Genomic DNA, 442 nt, shown 5'->3' on the forward strand with positions numbered 1-442 from the left:
ATTTCAGACCAGTTGAAAGAAATGTTGAATAGTCATAGCAAATCTCCCGGCATCTATGTTTTTTATGATAGCTTAAGCGAGCCAATTTATCTTGGGAAAGCAAACAAATCATTGCAAGCTGAAATTTATAGCGCATTAAATAGACCAGTATCTCTATCTTACCCAAAAACGATTTCCTTACCACCTAAAAAAATAAAACAATTAGTCAAATATATATCAGTTTATGATGTAGCAGGAAAGGATCACAGTGACTACCCTAAGCATGTAGAATCATTAATTTTGAGAATTAAAAAACCAAAATTGAACAAGCAATTAGGCATGCTGACAGAAATAATACCGAAAAAGCCGGATGAAAAATAATCGCCATACCCAGAATACTTCGAGTTGCAGGAGCCAGTGAACCCAAGTCAGTCGTAGGGATAGGTTGTTTAAGCACTACCAT

The 442-nt window shown here is 35.5% G+C and carries 1 protein-coding gene; it reads left to right on the top strand.

Annotation, left to right across the window (positions count from 1 at the left end; genetic code table 11):
* The coding region (locus ACSZO4_RS25865) for a hypothetical protein (protein WP_437891935.1) at positions 1 to 360 on the top strand (360 nt) is incomplete at its 5' end.
* Between the last annotated feature and the right edge of the window lie 82 nt (positions 361 to 442).

Origin of the sequence: Phytobacter sp. V91, from assembly GCF_965644225.1 — a bacterium.
Taxonomy (GTDB): domain Bacteria; phylum Pseudomonadota; class Gammaproteobacteria; order Enterobacterales; family Enterobacteriaceae; genus CBFFRJ01.